This window comes from Devosia indica, from assembly GCF_003056405.1.
Lineage (GTDB): Bacteria > Pseudomonadota > Alphaproteobacteria > Rhizobiales > Devosiaceae > Devosia > Devosia indica.
Window position 1 is genome coordinate 1 of record NZ_PYVZ01000049.1, and the last position, 1170, is coordinate 1170.

Sequence of the window (1170 nt, forward strand, 5' to 3'; positions counted from 1 at the left end):
CCTCATCTCGTCACGGTCAGCCCGCTTGAACGTCTTCGCGCCGCGGGTGGTGCCGCGATCGGTATTTTGATCGTTGGCATTATCGGCATGCTGACGCTGCCGGCGCCCAGTGCGCCGCTGCTTATCGCTCCCCTGGGCGCTTCTGCTGTGCTTTTGTTTGCCGTGCCGGCCAGTCCGCTGGCGCAGCCGTGGTCCGTCCTCGGCGGTAACGTGATCGCCGCTGTGGTTGGCGTTACCTGTAGCCTGTTCGTGCCCGAGCCCTCCGTTGCTGCCGCGCTCGCTGTTGGCACCAGCATCGGCCTGCTCCTTACGCTTCGATGCTTACATCCACCGAGTGGCGCAGTAGCGCTTACCGCTGTGGTTGGTGGCCCTGCGCTTCAGGACTTGGGATATTGGTACGTTCTCTGGCCCGTTCTTGTCGGTTCGCTCGCCCTGTTGCTCGCAGCGGTCGCCTATAATCGGTTGACGGGCAAGGTCTATCCGCACGTCGTCCCGGCCAATCCTCTAGTCGTTTCAGCTGGCCAATCTGGCGGTCTCGGCGTCACCGTCGCGGATCTCACGAGTGCCATTCGCGAGCGCGACGAGGTTGTGCCCGTCGATCCACAAGACCTCGAAGATATGTTGCAGCGTGCCGAAGTCCTGGCCTTTAATCGCCGTTCCGGCGATGTTATCGCTGCCGCTGTGATGTCGCAGGGTGTTGCTTCTGTTGGCCCCGGCACCTCCCTCCGGGTCACGCTTAAATTGCTGCGCAGCAATGGTGTCAAAGCCGTGCCTGTGGTCAATGCCAGTCGCCGAGTCGTCGGCATCGTCACCCAGACCGATATTCTAGACAAAGCCGATTGGGGCCCCTCCGCTACCGGATCCGGTCTCGGCTGGCGCCTACGCTCGGTTACCAATTCGGACCGTCCGCTGCGTGGCAAGGCGCGCGACGTGATGACGAGCGATGTGCATTGCGTCCTTACCTCGACCCCAATCGCGAGGGTGGTGCAGGTCATGGCCGAAACCGGCCACCATCACGTTCCTGTCGTGGATAGCGAAGGCGTGCTCGCTGGGATGGTCACCCAGTCAGACGTCGTTGCCGCGCTTTTTAGGGTCAATCAGTCCGAATTGGCACTGTCAGCCTGAAGCACCCGAAGATTGCAGCCATTTGCTTTGTTCGACCAGTTGAAC

At 61.6% G+C, this 1170-nt stretch carries 1 protein-coding gene; it reads left to right on the plus strand.

What is annotated here, in order from left to right; genetic code table 11:
- A partial coding sequence (locus DDE76_RS19345) for an HPP family protein (protein WP_108463724.1) occupies positions 1-1125 on the plus strand: 1125 nt, incomplete at its 5' end.
- Positions 1126-1170 lie beyond the last annotated feature (45 nt).